The organism is Xanthobacter sp. NM-59, from assembly GCF_021401125.1.
Lineage (GTDB): Bacteria > Pseudomonadota > Alphaproteobacteria > Rhizobiales > Xanthobacteraceae > Xanthobacter.
Window position 1 is genome coordinate 551,896 of the sequence record NZ_JACBFQ010000001.1, and the last position, 18,263, is coordinate 570,158.

The 18,263-nt window shown below is 66.8% G+C and carries 16 protein-coding genes; 9 read left to right on the top strand and 7 right to left on the bottom strand.

Going from position 1 to position 18,263, the window contains the following annotated elements:
• Positions 1-86: 86 nt before the first annotated feature.
• The 4 genes from L0966_RS02610 to L0966_RS02625 form a co-directional block, all read right to left on the bottom strand.
• Positions 87-1,133, bottom strand: coding sequence for a DUF4105 domain-containing protein (locus tag L0966_RS02610; RefSeq protein WP_234050282.1), 1,047 nt, complete (start codon positions 1,131-1,133; stop codon positions 87-89).
• Positions 1,134-1,297: 164 nt separating this feature from the next.
• Positions 1,298-2,395, bottom strand: a complete 1,098-nt coding sequence (locus tag L0966_RS02615) for a putative urea ABC transporter substrate-binding protein (RefSeq protein WP_234050283.1) — start codon at positions 2,393-2,395, stop codon at positions 1,298-1,300.
• A gap of 78 nt (positions 2,396-2,473) precedes the next feature.
• The gene (locus tag L0966_RS02620) at positions 2,474-3,511 is read right to left on the bottom strand and encodes an isopenicillin N synthase family oxygenase (RefSeq protein WP_234050284.1); all 1,038 of its coding nucleotides are present in this window, start codon (positions 3,509-3,511) and stop codon (positions 2,474-2,476) included.
• 101 nt (positions 3,512-3,612) lie between these two features.
• A complete protein-coding gene (locus tag L0966_RS02625) occupies positions 3,613-4,566 on the bottom strand; it encodes a LysR family transcriptional regulator (RefSeq protein ID WP_234050285.1) in 954 nt (317 codons plus the stop codon).
• 130 nt (positions 4,567-4,696) lie between these two features.
• On the opposite strand from L0966_RS02625, the gene L0966_RS02630 reads away from it, so the two are divergent.
• Positions 4,697-5,509, top strand: a complete 813-nt coding sequence (locus L0966_RS02630; RefSeq protein ID WP_234050286.1) for a hypothetical protein — start codon at positions 4,697-4,699, stop codon at positions 5,507-5,509.
• Positions 5,510-5,754: 245 nt separating this feature from the next.
• Here L0966_RS02630 and groL read toward each other — a convergent pair whose 3' ends face one another.
• Both groL and groES read right to left on the bottom strand, forming a co-directional pair.
• Entirely contained in the window at positions 5,755-7,386 is a 1,632-nt protein-coding gene (gene groL, locus L0966_RS02635; RefSeq protein ID WP_234050287.1) for a chaperonin GroEL, read from the bottom strand.
• 90 nt (positions 7,387-7,476) lie between these two features.
• Positions 7,477-7,791: a co-chaperone GroES gene (gene groES, locus L0966_RS02640; protein WP_234050288.1), complete on the bottom strand. Its 315-nt coding sequence runs from the start codon at positions 7,789-7,791 to the stop codon at positions 7,477-7,479.
• A gap of 421 nt (positions 7,792-8,212) precedes the next feature.
• Between groES and L0966_RS02645 the strand changes: the two genes are divergently transcribed.
• The 4 genes from L0966_RS02645 to tgt all read left to right on the top strand — a co-directional run bounded on the left by L0966_RS02645 (position 8,213) and on the right by tgt (position 11,743).
• A complete protein-coding gene (locus tag L0966_RS02645) occupies positions 8,213-8,518 on the top strand; it encodes an usg protein (protein WP_234050289.1) in 306 nt (101 codons plus the stop codon).
• Positions 8,519-8,804: 286 nt separating this feature from the next.
• Positions 8,805-9,425 carry an exopolysaccharide biosynthesis protein gene (locus L0966_RS02650; protein WP_234050290.1) on the top strand — a complete coding sequence of 207 codons (621 nt, stop codon included), beginning with the start codon at positions 8,805-8,807 and terminating at the stop codon, positions 9,423-9,425.
• A gap of 93 nt (positions 9,426-9,518) precedes the next feature.
• A complete protein-coding gene (queA, locus tag L0966_RS02655; protein WP_234050291.1) occupies positions 9,519-10,595 on the top strand; it encodes a tRNA preQ1(34) S-adenosylmethionine ribosyltransferase-isomerase QueA in 1,077 nt (358 codons plus the stop codon).
• Positions 10,592-11,743 (top strand): tRNA guanosine(34) transglycosylase Tgt, encoded by a 1,152-nt coding sequence (gene tgt / locus L0966_RS02660; RefSeq protein ID WP_234050292.1) that lies wholly within the window; start codon positions 10,592-10,594, stop codon positions 11,741-11,743. Before queA ends, tgt begins: the two co-directional genes overlap by 4 nt.
• Before the next feature lie 394 nt (positions 11,744-12,137).
• Here tgt and L0966_RS02665 read toward each other — a convergent pair whose 3' ends face one another.
• A complete protein-coding gene (locus L0966_RS02665) occupies positions 12,138-14,315 on the bottom strand; it encodes a primosomal protein N' (RefSeq protein WP_234050293.1) in 2,178 nt (725 codons plus the stop codon).
• A 135-nt stretch (positions 14,316-14,450) separates the two neighbouring features.
• Between L0966_RS02665 and L0966_RS02670 the strand changes: the two genes are divergently transcribed.
• The 4 genes from L0966_RS02670 to L0966_RS02685 all read left to right on the top strand — a co-directional run bounded on the left by L0966_RS02670 (position 14,451) and on the right by L0966_RS02685 (position 18,117).
• Positions 14,451-15,092 (top strand): hypothetical protein, encoded by a 642-nt coding sequence (locus tag L0966_RS02670; RefSeq protein ID WP_234050294.1) that lies wholly within the window; start codon positions 14,451-14,453, stop codon positions 15,090-15,092.
• 19 nt (positions 15,093-15,111) lie between these two features.
• Entirely contained in the window at positions 15,112-15,654 is a 543-nt protein-coding gene (locus L0966_RS02675) for a DUF1697 domain-containing protein (RefSeq protein WP_234050808.1), read from the top strand.
• A gap of 66 nt (positions 15,655-15,720) precedes the next feature.
• Positions 15,721-16,755, top strand: coding sequence for a GTPase ObgE (obgE, locus tag L0966_RS02680; RefSeq protein ID WP_234050295.1), 1,035 nt, complete (start codon positions 15,721-15,723; stop codon positions 16,753-16,755).
• A gap of 189 nt (positions 16,756-16,944) precedes the next feature.
• Complete coding sequence (locus L0966_RS02685; RefSeq protein WP_234050296.1) at positions 16,945-18,117, top strand: isovaleryl-CoA dehydrogenase; 1,173 nt, start codon at positions 16,945-16,947, stop codon at positions 18,115-18,117.
• Positions 18,118-18,263 lie beyond the last annotated feature (146 nt).

The following is an 18,263-nucleotide window of genomic DNA, read 5'->3' on the forward strand; positions in this document are numbered from 1 at the left end:
CTGGACGCCTTTCGCGCGGTGAGAGCCGTCCGCAAACTCTGGCACAGGTCCGCGAGGAGGCATCCCTGGTGGGCTGGGCGCTGCTTTCACTTCTGTAGCTCCCGGGCCAGTCCGCCGAGGCGGATTTCAGAGCGCAGGTGGGCGCTCCATGCCGCATCGGAGGGGAAGTTCTCGGGCGAGGGGACGCCATCGCGCAGGCCGTGGCGCCGCGCCAGCTCCTCCGGCGCCAAGCCGTCATCGACAAGGCCAAGCTGCTGGAACAAGCTCAGCGAGTAGCCCGGAATCCATCGGCGGATGTCGTGCCAGGGAACCGAGGCAAAGCTCTCGGGCGCGAGGTTCATGAGCGTGGTCATGCAGCTCTCGCGCAAGGTCGAATAGAAGAGCGGCCGTGCATCCACTCGATTGATGAAGTCGAGCAGGCGCTCGAAATAAAGCCGGACGGCGGCGGTGTTGGCGTGGATGGGATAGATCTGCACCTCGTCGGGCGGCGTGCGCGCGAAGCGGTTCCAGATGAGGTCACGCTCGGTGCCGATCTCGGGATAAATGGGATCGCGCCGGAAGAAGCCGGCCAGCGCATCGAAGCTGCCGCCCTTGGCCTGCCTTGCCTCGATGGACACCACCACGTGCCGCCCATCCGCGAACTGGAAGGAGAGCATCACGTGCGCCAGAGCCTTCATGTCGCCGAAGGGCTGGATGATGAGGTCGGCTCCGGTGAGGGTGGACAGGTCAAAGGTGGCCGTCGTCCAGCGCGGCACGGAGGGCTCCCCACGGCGGTGGAGCGCGTCGCGGAAATTGCGGATGGTGACCGTGTCGCCCTCAATCTGCGCCGTGGGATTGTGGGCCTGGAGGGCGACCCAATCCTGTTCCGCCGGCTCCTTCAGGACAAATGCCGTGAACAGGGCTCCGACAGCGCACACCGCCAGTCCCCGGCGCAGCCCGCGCCCTCGGCCGGGAATGAACCACAGGGACCAGACCAGGAGCGGAAAGAGGATGCTGCCCGCCTGTCGTACCGCCAGGGGCCAAGGAATCCAATAATGGATAGCGAGGCCGAGATAGAGGCCGAATGCGGCGATCACAACCGCCGCCACGACGGCAAGGGCGCGCCGGAGCGCACCCGTCAACCTCATCATCATCGCCCGGCCTTCCGCAACACTGCTTCCGGCTCGCTATACAACAAAAGGGCTTGCCGGCGGGGCGGATCAATCGCCATCCCGCCTTTTCGATTGCGCTGCCAGCTTACGCCGGATGGAGCGAGAAGCACGCCCCGCGCCGCCTGCGGGCGGGGCGTGCCTGGGTCTCACAGCGCCTTGTCGCGCGCCATCTTCAGATAGGTGTCGTCAAAGTGCAGCTTCACGTTGCCGGTGTCGCCGATAACCGTGCCGTCGGGCAGGGCGATGCCCACCGCGTCCTTGCTCTTGGCATTGGCGCCCAGCAGCCCGTTCTCAAAGCTGAACTGCTGGAGCTTGCCGGCCATCTGCGCCATTTGCGTGCTGCGGAGCACGGCGGCGGCCTCGGCGGCATCATAGAAATAGGTGGTCTTCACCTGGCCGTCGAAATCCTCCGGAGTGGTGCCGGAGGCTGACGCCATGAAAGCGCGCGCTTCCTTGGCCTTCGCATCGTTGCCGGAGAGCACGCCAACGGCCTCGAACCAGGCGCCCACAAGGGCCTTGCCGAAGTTCGGATTCTCCTTCAGCACCGCGGTTTTCGCGGTCACCACATCCAGCACCTCGCCGGGGATCTCAGCCGAGTTGAACACCATCGAGACGTGGGGCATGGTCTTGATCTGGCTGGTGGCCGGGTTCCACGCCACGATGTTCTGCACTTCCGGCTGCTGGAAGGCGGCGACGAAATCGGCGTCGGAGATATTGGATGTCTTCACGTCATCCATCTTCAGCCCGGCTTTCTGCAGCGCCAGCCAGAGCATGTAGTGGGAGACCGAATACTGGACCAGATGGACGCTTTGTCCCTTCAGGTCCTTCATGGCCTTGCCATCGCCCTTCATGAAAATGGCGTCGTTGCCGTTGGTATAGTCGCCCAGGATCAGGATCGTGCTGTCGACGCCACCCACGGCGGGGATGGTCAAAGTGTCGATGGCGGTGTTGGCGACGGCGTCGAAATCGCCCGAAGTATACTGGTTGACCGACTCCACATAGTCATTGAACTGCACGGCCTTGATGGTGATGCCGTATTTGTCTCCCCATTTCTTCAGGATTCCGGCGTGTTCCGCATAGGCCCAGGGCATGTAGCCGGTATAGATGGACCAGGCGACCTTGAAATCCTTTTTCGGGGCGGCCTCGGCCGGCGCGTGCGCGAGCGCGAGAGCCAAAGCGGGGGCGAGAAGGGCCTTGCCGGCGCGCGCCAACAGGCGCTTGCCGCGATGAAGCGTGACATTCATGTTTGAACCCTCTGGATTTTTTTGACGTCTTTTGCTCCGGCCGGATGGACCCGCCCGGAGGCCGCGTTTCGCGCCGGTTCAGCCGGCATCGACCTTTTGGCGGGCCTCCTGCCCGAACGAGGACAGGCCCTGAGAGCCTTCCGGGAGCGCGATCTTGCCTTCCGCGAGCCGCTTCTTGAGATAAGTGAAGGTCTGTGCGGTCTGCGCGAACAGGTGCTCACCCGCCACCAGGCCCGGCCGCGCCGGGTTTTCCGCGCTCACGAAACGGGGCAGGGGATCGATGCGGGTGTCGTAGTCGAGGGTGAAGAAGAGGGGAAAAGAATAGCGCTCCTCGCTCACCTTGCGCACGCGGTGCGATGTGGCGATGAAGGCACCGTTGGTGAGGATCTCCAGCATGTCGCCAATATTCACCACATAGGCGCCGGGCACCGGCGGCGCGTCGATCCACACGCCCGCGCCATTCAGCACCTCCAGCCCCGGCGTGGTGGCGTGGAGCAGGGTGAACAGCTCATAGTCCGTGTGGGCGCCGATGCCGACCACGTCCTTGGCCTCTGGATTAAAGGGGTAGTGGATCATGCGCAGCTGGCTCGGCGGGCGCTTCAGAGCCGCCTCGAACCGATCCGGCGCCTCTTCCATGGCCGTGCAAAAGCCGCGCAGGAGCAGGCGGCCAACCTCGAAGGTGGAGTTGTAATAGTCCTGCACCACCTCCCGGAACCCGGGCACGTCCGGCCACTGGTTGGGGCCCACCAGTGGATTGCCGGCCCGGTATTCCGCGTCGTCGGCCGGCAGGTCGATGGAGAGGTCGTAGGCCTCCTTCAGGTCTTTCGTGGCGCCGTAGAAGACTTCCTCTCCCTCTGGCACATAGCCGCGATGGTTGGTGGAGTTGCCGATATAGACCTTCATCTTCTCGGCCAGTGGCAGGCTGAAGAAAGTCTTGGCCATGGCCAGCACGGCGTCGAACTTCTGCTGGGGAATGCCGTGGCCGGTGAGGTAGACGAAGCCCACCGTGCGCGCGGCTTCACCCAGCTCGCGGGCGACCCGCGTGCGCTCTGCTGCATCGTCGGAGCGCAGCCCGCTCATATCGACAAGGGGGATCGATGTGAAATCGGTAGGCATGCTCATGCTCCTGCTCGGATGCCGCTTTCGACCCGAACAGGATGGCGCCATGCCGCAAGTGCGAGAAGGCGCTGTCGGTTGATGCGTCCCATAGATCTCGTCTATGCGGAAGCGGTGTCTTCGGCGGCTCCCCGCAGGTGGTTGAAGAGGATGCGGGCGGGCGTGCTCAGTTCCTGGGACGGGCGGGCGACAACATAGACGTCGTAGCTCGGCAGCATCTCGTCCGGCAGCAACGGCCAGAGGCCCGCCATGGGTGCGGCCGCTGCCACGTCTGTCGGCAGAAAGCCAATGCCGACACCGAGCTGGATCAGCCGCCGCACCTCTGCAAGGTTTTCGGCAAAGCCGGATTCCCGCGCCCCCAGGCCATAGCGGCGGCGGAAATAGCCGAGCTCATCGGGCTCGTCATCGCCGGTGAGAATGAAGGGCTCATCCCGGAAGGCGGAGGGGTGGAGCGGGGCATCTCCGGCGCGGGGGTGGCCGGGCCCGCAATAGAGCTGCTGGGTCTCCCGCATCAGCGGCACATATTGCAGGTCCAGCGTCGGCGCGCTGTCGCAGGTGATGCCGATTTCCGCGTCTCCCGCCAGCAGCGCGCGCAGCACAGAGCGCCAGGGCGCCACGTCCAGCCGCAGTTCCACCCCCGGGAACTCGCCGTGAAACCGGCCCAGGGCCAGGTCGAGAACCGGTGAGACCACGTCGGAAATCATGCGGATGGGCACCACCCCATCCACGATGCCGTGGGCCTTGGCCACTTCCAGCGGCATCTGGCTCACCTGGCGGCGCAGGTTCAGGCAGATGTCGAGCAAGGCATTGCCGGCGGTGGTCAGCTCCACCCCCTTGGCGGTGCGCAGGCAAAGCTCCGCGCCCACATGATTCTCAAGCCGCCGCAGCGCGGCGCTGATGCTGGGCTGCTGCCGGTTCAAGGCCCGCGCCGCCGCGCTGATGCCACCGCACTCCACAATTTCCACGAAGGTGCGGAACAGGTTCCAGTCCACGTTTCGGGTGAAAGTTTCCTCCCGGCGGGCGCTGGGTTTTGCTTTCTGTCCGTCGTTGGGCATCGCTCCACCTTTTTTCGCGCATTCGGCCCCACAGGATAGATCAGCTCTATGGCCCATATCGACCGGAGGCGTCTACCGGGGCCCCGGGGCGCTTCCCATACTGGCCGCCCAGAAACAAGGGAGCGGGATCTTGCTCGACATCGACGATCTCAGGGGTTTGTGGCGGCGGTCCCTGCTCGCCTATCCGGACGGGCTCCGGGACACCACGACCCAAGTTCGCTGGCTGCAGGGCCTCAGCCTCTATGCGGACCTGCGCCAGAGCGACATTCGCCCCTCCTTCGCCGGTGTTCGTTGCCTGCGGGACCTGACGGCGACGCATATGGCCTGGCTCTCCCGCCAGGAGGGTTTCGCCGGGGTGCTGGCCCGCGCGGGGGATTGCTTTGAGTGGCGTCGCTTCCTCGATTACCAGCCTGCGGCGCTGGGGGCCGATGCGGGCCGGCTCTGGCTGGAAGACGGCATGATGAAGGAAGAGGGGCGCGACATCCCCTATATCGAGCACTGGCACCGGGAGCCGGTGGAGGCCGCGCCGGTGGTTGGCCTGCATCTGCGCGATGAGCTTAGCGGCGCGCCGGGGGTGCTGGTGGTGGTCGGAACCGCCTTCATGTATGCGCGCGGCCGCGCCGCCGCCCTGCCCACCGGCACACCGCTCTGGGAACTGGTGTCCGCGGCCGGCGATGCGACGGTGGCTCAAGACCTGCTGGATTGTGAGATCTCCTTCGGCGCAGTGCGCGGCGGGGGCTGGATCGTGGAACGCTCCAGCCTACCCTTCAAGGAGGGGCAGCACCTCGTCCTGGCCGGTGGCGGCCGCGCGGCGCGCCATCTGCGTGTCGAGGATCAGGATGCGGACGGCGGCCCGTTGGCGCGCGACTGGCTCATCACGAGCCGCGAAGGCGACGTCGATCTGCTTTGGCCAATGCCGGAGCTGCGCTCCGCCACGAGCTGAGCGCTGCGGGCCGCTGCCGACCCTGACGCCAGAAACGAAAACGGCCGGGCAAAAGCCCGGCCGTTCGATTTCTGCTCCGTCGCCCGAGCAAACCGGCAAGCCGGTTTGCGTTTCGCGAGAGTTCTCCGGGCGGCGCCAGAGGCGTGCTCTAACCTCAGAAGTCCATCCCGCCGCCCGAGCAAACCGGCAAGCCGGTTTGCGTTTCGCGAGAGTTCTCCGGGCGGCGCCAGAGGCGTGCTCTAACCTCAGAAGTCCATCCCGCCGCCCGGCATGGCCGGGGCCGCGGGGGCGTTCTTCTTCGGCAGCTCGGCGATGAGCGCCTCGGTGGTGATGAGGAGGCCAGCGACCGAGCCCGCATCCTGGAGGGCGGTGCGCACCACCTTGGTGGGGTCGATGATGCCTTCCTTCACCATGTCTACATAGGCGCCGGTCTGCGCATTGTAGCCGAAGGAGTAGGTGTCGTTCTCGAGGATCTTGCCGACCACCACCGAGCCGTCATCGCCGGCATTGGTGGCGATCTGACGGGCCGGAGCCTGGACCGCCTTGCGGACGATCTCGATGCCGGTCTTCTGGTCGGCATTGTCGACCTTCAGGCCTTCCAGCACCTTCACGGAACGCAGCAGGGCCACGCCGCCGCCGGGCAGCACGCCTTCTTCCACCGCGGCGCGGGTGGCGTGCAGGGCGTCGTCCACGCGGTCCTTCTTCTCCTTCACCTCGACCTCGGTGGCGCCACCGACGCGCACCACGGCCACGCCGCCGGCGAGCTTGGCCAGACGCTCCTGGGCCTTCTCGCGGTCATAGTCGGAGGTGGTGGTCTCGATCTGGGCGCGGATCTGGGCGATGCGGGCCTCGATGTCGGCCTTTTCGCCGGCGCCGTCGACGATGGTGGTGTTCTCCTTCTCGATCACCACCTTCTTGGCGGTGCCGAGCATGGAGAGGTTCACGCTGTCGAGCTTGATGCCGAGATCGTCGGAGATCACGGTGCCGCCGGTCAGGATGGCGATATCCTGCAGCATGGCCTTGCGGCGATCACCGAAGCCGGGGGCCTTGACGGCCGCGACCTTCAGGCCGCCGCGCAGCTTGTTCACCACCAGGGTGGCCAGGGCCTCGCCCTCCACGTCCTCGGCGATGATGAGCAGCGGCTTGCCGGACTGCACCACCGCCTCAAGCACGGGCAGCAGCTCCTGCAGGCCGGTCAGCTTCTTCTCGTTGATGAGGATGTAGGGATCCTCGAACTCAACGCGCATCTTCTCGGCGTTGGTGATGAAGTAGGGGGAGAGGTAGCCGCGGTCGAACTGCATGCCCTCCACCACGTCGAGCTCGGTCTCGAAGGACTTGGCTTCCTCGACGGTGATGACGCCCTCGTTGCCGACCTTCTTCATGGCTTCCGCCAGGAACTGGCCCACCTCGGTGTCGCCATTGGCGGAGATAGTGCCGACCTGCGCGATTTCCTCGTTGGAGGTCACGGCCTTGGAGTTGGCGGCGAGATCCTTGATGATGGCCTCGACGGCGACATCGATGCCGCGCTTCAGGTCCATCGGGTTCATGCCGGCGGCAACCGCCTTGGCGCCTTCCTTCACGATCGCCTGGGCGAGCACGGTCGCGGTGGTGGTGCCGTCACCGGCGAGATCGTTGGTCTTGGAGGCGACTTCGCGAACCAGCTGGGCGCCGAGATTCTCGAACTTGTCCTCGAGCTCGATCTCCTTGGCGACGGAGACGCCGTCCTTGGTGATGCGCGGGGCGCCGAAGGCCTTCTCGATCACCACGTTGCGGCCCTTGGGGCCCAGGGTCACCTTCACGGCATTGGCGAGGATATCAACGCCGCGCAGAACCTTGTCGCGCGCGTCGACGGAGAATTTCACGTCCTTGGCAGCCATGTGCCTTGCTCCTTCAGCTTGGGACGAATGTTCCGGAATAGGTCAAAGGGGCAGGGCCCGCGCCTCGCGGGCCGCCGCGGGGCGGATGGATCAGGCCGCCTGCTTGGCGCCGGCCGCGCCTTCGATCACGCCGAGGATGTCGCTCTCCTTCATGATGAGGAGATCCTGGCCGTCAATCTTCACTTCGGTGCCGGACCACTTGCCGAACAGCACCACGTCACCGGCCTTGACGTCGAGGGCGACGAGCTCGCCCTTCTCATTGCGGGCGCCCGGGCCCACCGCGATCACTTCACCCTGCTGGGGCTTTTCCTTGGCGGTGTCGGGAATGATAATCCCGCCAGCAGACTTCTGCTCGGCGTCGATGCGCTTCACAACAACGCGGTCGTGCAGAGGACGGAAACCCATGAGGGGAACCTCCGAATTGGTTGCTTATTTTGCAGACACCGGACGGTGCTCGTCCGGCTCACGGCCCATCTAGGGGCCGCCAAAAGCTCCCGCAAGGGGGAGGCCCAACTTTTTTGGCACTCACTGATCTAGAGTGCCAGCATTCACGAAAATGCTGCAGTGCGAAGGGGTTGCGCGGGGCCACGGGAATACGCGGCCAGCAGCGCAGCGGGAACCGGTGCGCGGCGCCCTTTGTCAGCAGTCGCCGACCCTCGCTGCTAGCGCATTGTTTCTACAACAGGAATGGAATTTTTGGACTTGGCGTCGCGGCAGTCTTGAGCCGACAATCGAAACATGGTCGGCGGGGAGATGGCACACGGAGGCTCCACGATCCACCCCCCCGGCCAGCGTTCATTCGATGTTGCGTGAGGAGGTCTTCCACATGGCGTCCAAGGGTGCATCCGATTTATCGCTGAATGGCGTTTCCAACGACTTCAAGTTGCAGATGGAAGGCTATGGCCTGGCTACGGCCGAAATTCTCTATCGCATGCCGGACCATCCCTCGGTCCTGCAGAGCTTCCTGTGGCAGGAGTATGATCTGTGCCCGAAATTTCCCGAGCTCCAGCGGTTCCTGGAGTTCTGGGAACGGGAGATCGAGGGCCGGCTGCATTCGGTCCGGGTGGCCCATTGCGGCCTCATCAAGCCGGCGGAGCTGCGTTCTGTGGACGGCCTGTTCGTGGTGCATTGAGAAGGGGTGGGTGCCGTGGAGGGCGGCACCCCTCTGCGGAAATGCGTGAACGCGCGAACGGACATTTTCCTTCCGCGGCGAAGATGGTCTAAATGGGGGGCGGTGGCGAGGGGCGTACGTATCCGGCGGGGGTTGGATGCGTACGCCACTTCCGCCAGCTTTCGCGTGCCCGGCCCGGCCTTGGGCGCAGACGCGGGGACAGATGGTAAAGGTGCCCTGACAACGCCCTTTTCTCGGTGCTAATAGGTGCGTCCCCAAAGGAAGTCGTGACTGTCGGGGAGACGCCGTGGAAGAGGCCGCATTGGACCACCGCACCCCGAGAACGTCCGAACTGCTCGCCGCCGTCCTATCCGCCCAGGAGGGCGAACGGGTGGCCGTGGGCGATCTCGTGAATGCGCTGCGCAATCGCGCCTTCGGCATCCTTTTCCTGATTTTCGGGATTCCCAACTGCATTCCCATGCCGCCCGGCGTGCCGGTGATCTGCGGCATCATCCTGGCCTTGATCGGCCTGCAGATGGCCATGGGGCGGCAGGAGCTGTGGCTGCCGGAGGTGATCGCCCGCCGCACCTTCTCGCGCGCCATGCTGGACACGATCATCACCCGCTCGCGCCCGCTGATCCAGCGCTTCGAGGCGATCTCGCGGCCGCGCTACGAGCGTTTCGCCGGCCCCACGGCGCGCCGGCTGGTGGGCGCGACGGTGGTGGTGCTGGGGCTCATCCTGGCCTTCCTGCCCATTCCCTTCCTCGGCAATCTGCCGCCCGGCTATGCGGTGTGCGTATTCGGGCTGGGGCTGGTGGAGCGGGATGGCCTCGTCATCCTCGCCGGCTTCGGCGTCAGCGTGCTGGCGGTGCTCGTCCTGGCGCTGATGAGCTGGGCCGTGTGGCAAGGCGCTATCGCCATCTTCTAGGCGCGGGCCACTGCTTCGGCCTTGCGTTCCGGCGGCGGCGCTGTAGGAACGCCGCTTTCCCATTTTCCTCCTCTCCCTCACCTGCCGATCCCCATGCGTGTCGACGCCTTCGATTTTGAACTTCCCCCCGAGCGCATCGCATTGCGCCCCGCCGAGCCGCGTGAATCCGCGCGCCTGCTGGTGGTGCGCCCCGGCGCCGCGCCCGGGCTGAGCGACGCCCATGTGGGCGACCTGCCGAGCTTTCTGAAGCCCGGTGACGCCCTGGTGGTGAACGACACCCGCGTCATTCCCGCCGCCCTGGAAGGCACGCGCACCCGCGAGGGGGCGAGCACCGTGCATATCGAAGCGACGCTGGTGAAGCGGCTGGACGCGAGCCGCTGGACCGCCTTCGCCAAGCCTGCCAAGCGCCTGCGCGAGGGGGACGTCATCCGCTTCACCCATGCCGTCGGCGCCGGTGTGCTGGAAGCGCGGGTGGAGGTCCGGCGGGAAGGGGAGGTGGACCTTGCCTTCGACCATTCCGGCCCGGAGCTGGATGCGGCGCTGACGCAGGTGGGGCATATGCCCATTCCGCCCTATATCGCGGCCCGGCGGGCGGAGGATGAGCACGATCGCACCGATTACCAGACCGTGTTCGCCCGCGTGGACGGCTCTGTCGCCGCGCCCACGGCCAGCCTGCATTTCACCCCGGCGCTTATCACAGCGGTGAAGGCACGGGGCGTGGAGGTGGTCACCGTCACGCTGCATGTGGGCGCCGGCACCTTTCTGCCGGTGAAGGCGGACGACACGGCCAACCATCGCATGCATGCGGAATGGGGGGAGGTCTCTGCGGAGACTGCGGCGGTGCTCAATGCGGTGAAGGCCCGGGGCGGGCGCATCGTCACCGTCGGCTCGACACCGACGCGGCTCATCGAGAGCGCGGCGGGCGAGGATGGCACCATCCGGCAATTCCTGGGCGAGACCGACATCTTCATCACCCCCGGCTACCGTTTCCGGGCCGTGGGCGCGATGATGACGAATTTCCACCTGCCGCGCTCCACGCTGGTGATGCTGGTGGCGGCATTCGTGGGGCACGAGGTGCAGAAGCGCGCTTATGCCCACGCCATCGCGGATGGCTATCGCTTCTATTCCTATGGCGATGCCTGTCTGCTTCTGCCACAAGCGGCCCCATGACCTTCGCGCCCACCGACTCCTTTTCCTTCGTGCTTTCCGCCACCGACAAGGCGGCGCGCACCGGCTTCATCCTCACGCCGCGCGGCACCATCCGCACGCCGGCCTTCATGCCGGTGGGCACGGTGGCCACCGTTAAGGGGCTCTATTTCGATCAGGTGCGCGCGGCGGGCGCCGACATCGTGCTGGCCAATACCTACCACCTCATGCTGCGGCCCGGCGCCGAGCGGGTGGCCAAGCTCGGGGGCCTGCACAGCTTCATGGGCTGGGGCGGGCCGATCCTCACCGATTCCGGCGGGTTCCAGGTGATGTCCCTGTCCTCGCTGCGCAAGATGAGCGAGAACGGTGTCACCTTCCGTTCCCACGTGGACGGCACCCATTACGAGCTGACCCCCGAGCGGGCGGTGGAGATCCAAGGCCTGCTGGGCTCGGACATCCAGATGCAGCTCGACGAATGCGTGCGACTGCCGTGCACCGATGACGAGGCGGCCCGCGCCATGCGCCTGTCGCTGCGCTGGGCGGAGCGCTCCAAGCGCGCGTTCGAGGCGCAGCCCAAGGGGCGGGCGCTGTTCGGCATCGTCCAGGGCGGAGCGGTGCCCGCGCTGCGGGTGGAATCGGCCACCGCGCTCGCGGACATGGACTTCCCCGGCTATTCCATCGGCGGCCTCGCCGTGGGTGAGCCGCAGGATGTGATGCTGGCCATGATCGAGACGGTGGAGCCGCACCTTCCCATCACCAAGCCGCGCTATCTCATGGGCGTGGGCACGCCCGACGACCTGCTGGAGGCGGTGGCGCGTGGCATCGACATGTTCGATTGCGTCATGCCCACCCGCTCGGGCCGCCATGCTCTGGCCTTCACCCGCTTCGGCCGTATCAATCTGAAGAATGCGCGCCACGCGGAGGATCCTCGGCCCCTGGACGAAGAGAGCGACTGCCCGGCGCTGCGCGATTATTCGCGCGCCTACCTCCACCATCTGGTGCGGTGCGAGGAGATGCTGGGCGGCATGCTGTTGTCCTGGGCCAACATTCATTATTACCAGCAGCTCATGGCCGGCGCCCGCGAGGCCATCGCCGCCGGTCGCTATGCCGATTACGTGGCCGAGGTGAAGGGCGGCTGGGCGCGCGGCGACATTCCCGTCTGGGAAGGCTAGGACCCATCCGCATTCGGGAAGCCGCAGGCGATGCCACGATCTGGCGGCTCGCCCCGCTTCCACTCTCTCTCCCGCGTGCTGGGGAGGGGCAGGAAGGGCTGGACGGAGTGGCGGCCGCGAGCCGAAGCAGCCCGCTTCAAAAAGCCCCTGCGCATTCCCGGCCTTTCTTCTGAAGAGCCGGGGGTATTCCAGGGCCGATCAACATTTGAGAGGCACGGTTTGCCCGGACTCGTTCCCTTTCCCGCTTGCGGGGGAGGCTGACGGCTGGGCAGGACCGCCTGGCGCAGAGGTTCAAGCCGCGCTACACGCAGTGAATGTCGATAGCCCCTAGGGGAAGCATGCCTTCCCTCACCCGCCAGCGGCAGAGGGAACGGGCGCCTTGCCGGCCCAGCCCTTACAGGAAGCTTTGCGGGTCGACGTCGATCACCACCTTGACGTTGCCGGTGGGCTTCGGGGCCAGATCCCGCCATTGGCGCAGATAGGCGGAAAGGTCCACGTGGCGGGGCGCGCGCGCCAGCAGCCGCCAGCGGTGGCGCCCGCGCAGCACTGCCAGCGGGGCTTCCGCCGGACCCAGAATGCGGACATCCGGAACGATGGGCGCGCAGGCGGCCAGCCGCCGGGCATGGCCCTCCGCCGCATGGGCCTCGCTGGCTGAAACGATGATGCCCGCCATGCGCCCAAAGGGGGGAAGCTGGGTTTCCTCGCGGGCGGCGATCTCCGTGTCGTAGAAGGCGTCGCGGTCGCCGGTCACGAGGGCGCGCATCACCGGATGCTCGGGCATGTGGGTTTGGATGAAACCGCGCCCCTCGGTCTTGCCCCGCCCGGCGCGGCCAGCCACCTGATGCACGAGCTGGAAGGTACGCTCCGCCGCGCGGGGGTCGCCCTGGCCAAGGCCCACATCCGCATCCACCACGCCCACCAAGGCAAGGCCGGGGAAGTTGTGGCCCTTGGCGACGAGCTGGGTGCCCACCACAACGTCCACCTCACCCTTCGCCACCGCGTCCAGCTCCGCGCGCATGCGCTCCACCCCGCCCAGCAGGTCGGAGGAGAGCACCAGCGTGCGGGCGGCGGGAAACAGGGCCTGCACCTCTTCCTGAAGCCGCTCGACGCCGGGGCCCACGGCCACCAAGCTATCCTTCGCGCCACAGCGCGGGCAGCATTCGGGCACGGGCGCCTGGTAGCCGCAATGGTGGCAGGTGAGGCGGCGCCGGAAGCGGTGCTCCACCAGCCAGGCGGTGCAGGAGGGGCACTGCATGCGGTGGCCGCAGGCGTTGCAGAGGGTGAGCGGCGCATAGCCCCGCCGGTTCAGGAACAGCAGCGCCTGCCCACCGACCGAGAGGGTGTCGTTGATCTCGCCCTCAAGCCGGGGTGCGATCCAGCGTCCGCGCGGGGGGCCTTCGCGCCGAAGGTCGATGGGGGTGAGCCCGGGCACCTTGGCGCCGCCGAAGCGCACCGGCAGGGCCAGACGCTGGTAGCGCCCGCGCCGGGCATTCACCTCGGTCTCGATGGACGGCGTGGCGGAGGCCAGGACGATGGGCGCGGAGCAGTTGCGCGCGCGCACCACCGCCATGTCCCGCGCGTGGTAACACACGCCATCTTCCTGCTTGTAGGCGGGGTCGTGCTCCTCATCCACCACGATCAGGCCAAGGTCGTGGAAGGGGAGGAACAGAGCAGAGCGCGCCCCAGCCACCACCTTCACCTCGCCGGAGGCCACGCCGTTCAGGATGCGCGCGCGGCGGCGGGCGGAGACCGCCGAATGCCACTCCGCCGGCTTCACGCCAAAACGGGCGGTGAAGCGATCCAGGAACGCCTGGGTGAGGGCGATTTCGGGCAGCAGGATGAGCGCCTGGCGCCCGTCGCGCACCGCCTGCGCTACCGCTTCGAAATAAACCTCGGTCTTGCCCGAGCCGGTGACGCCGTCCAGCAGGAAGACGCTGAAGGCATGGGTGGCTACCGCGTCCTTCAGCACCCGCGCGGCCTCGCCCTGCACGTCTGAAAGCGGGCGGGCGGCGTGGCTGGGGTCGGGCGGGTATGCGGCGGGTTCCGGCGGCAGCACCAGGGCTTCCAGGGCGCCGTCATCCACCAGCCCATCCACCACGGAGGGGGACACGCCGGCTTCCCGCGCCGCTTCCGATTTGCCGCGTACGAAGCCGTCGGCCAGAAATTCCAGCAGGCGGGCGCGGGCGGCGGTCATGCGCTCGGGCTTGTGGCCGGTGGCGCGCACACCCACGCGCTCGCGCGCCGGGCCTGGGGTTTCCCCGTGGCGCAGCGCCATGCGCAGCACCATGCCGCGCGGCGCCAGCGTGTAATCGGCCATCCAGTCGATGAGCTTCAGGAGTTCATCCGGCAGGGGCGGGTAGGGCAGCTTGTCCTTCACCGCCTTCAGCTTCTTCGGGTCCAGCGGCTTGGCCGGCTCGCCCCGGCGGGGCCACACGCAGCCCATCATGCCGCGCGTGCCCAGCGGCACGTGGACGAGGTCGCCCGGCGACAGGCTCATGCCGTCCGGACGAAGATAGGAATAGGGGGTGTCGAGGCCGAGGGGCAGCAGGACATCGACGGTGGACATGCTCATGGCCGTCTTATTGGTCGCGCCCCGGGCAAACGTCAAAGGGGTAAGTCCGCGGTTGGGACGTGCAGTCGCAGCGGCACTGTTTCCGCGTGCATGGGAACTCCCGCCGGCGGTAGACCTAAGGGAAGGAGTGCAGCCATGAGCAATGCCGACGCGCGCCTTCTCGCCTCCCGCCGCATCGATCCGTCCGATCAGCGCCCGCCCCTGGCGCAGGCGCTGCGCATCGGCCTTTACGACGAATGGCACGCTTTAGTGGTGTATGACGCGGTGATCCGCCGTTTCGGCCCCGTGCGGCCGTTCGCCAACATCGTGCATTCGGAGGCAGCCCACTCGCGGGCGCTGTCGCGCTTGTGTGCACGTTATGGCGTGCCGGAGCCGGTGAACGATTGGCCCGGCAAGGTGCGCCTGCCCGCCACCCTCGCCGAATGTGCCGCCGCCGGCGTCGCGGACGAGATCGAGAACGTGGCCATGTATGACAACTTCCTCTCCTATCCCATGCCGCCCGACGCGGTGGCCGTGTTCCGCGAGCTGAAGGCGGCCTCGGGCACACGCCATCTCCCCGCCTTTCAGCGTGCTGCGGCCCGCCTGGGCAGCACCGCCGCCGGCGCGGCGCCTCGCGGGGGACGCGGAGATTGGGCCGGCGGGCGGCGTTGCAGTTCTTCCGCGGGTGGTCCGCCGGGGGTGAACAACTTCCCGGTGATGCTGGCGGTGGCGGGCGCGGTGGCCCTCGGGCTTGGCGCTCTGCGCATCTTCTCCGGTCACAACGGACGGCGCGCGTGAGCGGCGCGCCTTCGTGGCCATGAGCCGCCACGTCGCTCTTCTGCGTGCGGTCAATGTCGGCGGAGCGGGGCTGCTCCCCATGGCGCGCCTGCGGGAAATTGCCGCCGCGATTGGCTTCGGCGCGCCGCAAACCGTATTGCAATCCGGCAACCTCGTCTTCGAGAACGGTGATGACTCATCGGGCGAGCTGGAGGCGCGGCTGCAGCTGGCCTTGGCCTCGCAAGCGGGGCTGACCACCGATGTCTTTGTAAGAAGCCCTGCGGCCTGGACCCGGCTGATGGCGGAAAACCCCATGGCCGAGGCGGCGGAGGCCGCACCGAGTGCGTTTCTCGTGATGCTGCTGAAAGAGCCGCCTGGTCTGCAGACCCTGGAGAAGCTGACGGCTCTGGCCGCCGGCGGGGAGCGGCTCGAACTGCGGGGCGATGTGCTTTATGGCCAGTTCCCCAAAGGGCTTGGGCGCTCACGTCTCGCCGCTGGCTTGTCGTCCGGGCGGGGCGGGCTGGTGGGCACAGGGCGCAATTGGGGCACTATCCGCAAAATCGCCGCCCTCCTCGCCGCTTGATGTCGTGATGCGAGGAACGCGCGCCGCCCCTTGCGTTCCGCTGGCGGCGCGTCTACCTCGACGGCCATGAAATTTCTCGATCAAGCCAAGGTCTATGTGCGCTCGGGCGACGGCGGTGCCGGCTGCGTCTCGTTTCGGCGCGAAAAGTTCATCGAGTTCGGCGGCCCCGACGGCGGGGACGGCGGACGCGGGGGCGATGTGTGGATTGAATGCGTGGACGGCCTCAACACGCTGATCGACTATCGCTACCAGCAGCATTTCAAGGCTAAGAAGGGCGACCACGGCAAGGGCGCCAACCGCACCGGCGCCAAGGGCGCCGATGTGGTGCTGAAGGTGCCGGCCGGCACCCAGATCCTGGACGAGGATGAGGAAACCGTGCTCGCGGACCTCACCGAGGCGGGCCAGCGCATCAAGCTTTTGGAAGGGGGCAATGGCGGCTTCGGCAATGCCCAGTTCAAGACCTCCACCAATCAGGCGCCCCGCCGCGCCAATTCGGGCCTGGAAGGCCAGGAGCGGTGGATCTGGCTGCGCCTGAAGCTCATTGCCGATGCCGGTCTCGTGGGTCTGCCCAATGCGGGCAAATCAACGTTTCTCGCCGCGACGACCGCAGCCAAGCCGAAGATCGCCGATTATCCCTTCACCACCCTGCATCCCGGCCTCGGCGTGGTGCGGGTGGACGGGCGCGAATTCGTGCTGGCGGACATTCCCGGCCTGATCGAGGGCGCGCATGAGGGCGTGGGCATCGGCGACCGGTTCCTGGGCCATGTGGAGCGCTGCCGCGCGCTGCTGCACCTGGTGGACGGCACGAGCGAACACGCGGGCAAGGCCTATAAGACCGTGCGCGAAGAGCTCGCGGCCTATGGCAACGGGCTCGATGAGAAGCCGGAAATCGTCGCCCTCTCCAAGATCGACGCTTTGTCTCCCGAGCTGCTCAAGCAGCAGAAGGAGCGCCTGAAGCGCGCCGCGAAGAAAACGCCCCTGCTGCTTTCCGCCCAATCGGGCCAGGGGGTGCAGGAAGCGTTGCGCGCTTTGCTCTCCATCGTCGAGGAGGCCCGCGGCGAGGAGAAGGAAGCCGAGCCCCGCGACGCCTGGCGGCCCTGAGCATGGTGGGGGCCGCGGCGCAGGCCGTGGCTCCCGCCCGCCCCCGTCTCTTTCCGCCTCCAAGGTGTCCTTCATCTCCCTTGCACTTGCCCCATTGAATAAACGGACAACCGTTTTATTCTAGCGGCGACTCCCCCGGCCTTGCCGTATCGGCACGCCGCCAAGAACGGGGAGCGAGGGAGGAAACACATGCTGCCGAACAGTCCCGCCGGATTCGATTTCGACCTCGGCGAAACCGCCGACATGCTGCGCGACACCGTGCGCAATTTCTCGGATGCCGAGATTGCCCCCCGCGCCGCCGAGATCGACCGCACCAACCAGTTCCCGCGGGACCTGTGGCCCAAGCTCGGTGAGCTCGGCCTGCACGGCATCACGGTGGAAGAGGAGTATGGCGGCTCGGGCCTTGGCTATCTGGAGCATGTCATTGCGGTGGAGGAGATCTCCCGCGCCTCCGCCTCGGTGGGCCTGTCCTATGGCGCCCATTCCAACCTCTGCATCAACCAGATCCGCCGCAACGGCAGCGCCGAGCAGAAGGCGAAATATCTGCCCAAGCTCATCACCGGTGAGCATGTGGGCGCGCTCGCCATGTCGGAGCCCGGCGCCGGCTCGGACGTGGTGTCCATGCGCACCCGGGCCGAGAAGAAGGGCGACCGCTACATTCTCAACGGCTCGAAGATGTGGATCACCAACGGCCCCATCGCTGAGACCCTGGTGGTCTACGCCAAGACCGACCCGGCCGCCGGCCCGCGTGGCATGACCGCCTTCATCGTCGAGAAGGGCTTCAAGGGCTTCTCCACCGCCCAGAAGCTGGACAAGCTGGGCATGCGCGGTTCCGACACCGGCGAACTGGTGTTCGAGGATTGCGAGGTGCCAGAGGAGAACGTGCTCGGCGCCGTGGGCAAGGGCGTCAATGTGCTCATGAGCGGCCTGGACTATGAGCGCGCGGTGCTGGCCGCCGGCCCCATCGGCATCATGCAGGCGTGCATGGACGTGGTGATGCCCTACGTCCACGAGCGCAAGCAGTTCGGCGCGCCCATCGGCACCTTCCAGCTGATGCAGGGCAAGATTGCAGACATGTATGTGACCATGAACGCCACCCGTGCCTACGTCTATGCGGTGGCCAAGGCCTGCGATCGTGGCGCCACCACCCGCGAGGACGCGGCCGGGGCCATTCTCTACGCCGCCGAGAAGGCGACCTGGATGGCGCTGGAGGCGATTCAGACGCTGGGCGGAAACGGGTATATCAACGATTATCCCACCGGCCGCCTGCTGCGTGACGCCAAGCTGTATGAGATCGGCGCTGGAACCAGCGAAATCCGCCGCATGCTTATTGGCCGCCAGCTCTTTGAAAAGACAGCCTGATCTGACCTCGCGCCAACACTGGTCGCCGTCACGCGGAAGCTGATGGCGAGCCCGTCGCCGTGCCTTGTCGCCGCCTTCGCCCTTCGCAGGGGCGAAGGGGTCGGCTATGCCTGAGGGTATTGGGCTGGAGTGTTTCCTGGCGGAAA